Below are 574 nucleotides of genomic sequence, written 5' to 3' on the forward strand. Positions count from 1 at the left end.
CATGGCCGTCCCGCCGGAATTGGTGGGCTTCGCCGAGTCCGCCGGGCTCACGGCGGTCCCGTACGGCCCGGAACTGCACGATTTCCTCGACGAGGAGTTCCTCCGCAACATGTGGTCGGAGTTCTTCCGGAACATTTGGACGGTCCGCAGCCCGATCAGGTTGATGCGCAAGGTCTGGGAGCCCCTCATCCGGCATTGGGGCGAGGTGAGCGCGACGCTGACGTCACTCGCGGCCGGCGCCGACCTGCTCTGCACCGGTCTGAATTTCGAGCAGGCCGCCGCCAACGTCGCCGAGTTCTACCGCATTCCGCTGGCGACACTTCATCACTTCCCGATGCGGGCCAACGGCCAGCTCGTTCCGCGCGTGCCGGCGCCGCTGTTTCGCTCCGGCATGAAAACGGTCGAGTGGTTGTTTTGGCGCTCGACGAAGCAAGTGGAGAACGCACAGCGCCGCGAGCTCGGACTGCCCGCGGCCACGAAACCCTCGCCCCGGCGGATCGCCGAACGCGGCTCGCTCGAGATCCAGGCCTATGACGAAGTCTGCTTTCCCGGGCTGGCCGCCGAATGGGCGAAG

The 574-nt window shown here is 66.7% G+C and carries 1 pseudogene; it reads left to right on the forward strand.

The window, feature by feature from the left end:
* Positions 1-574 (forward strand): annotated as a pseudogene (locus tag A9X04_RS30935) (hypothetical protein); the annotation flags it as partial.

The sequence above is a fragment of the Mycobacterium sp. E3247 genome, assembly GCF_001667785.1.
In the GTDB taxonomy this organism is placed as follows: Bacteria; Actinomycetota; Actinomycetes; order Mycobacteriales; family Mycobacteriaceae; genus Mycobacterium.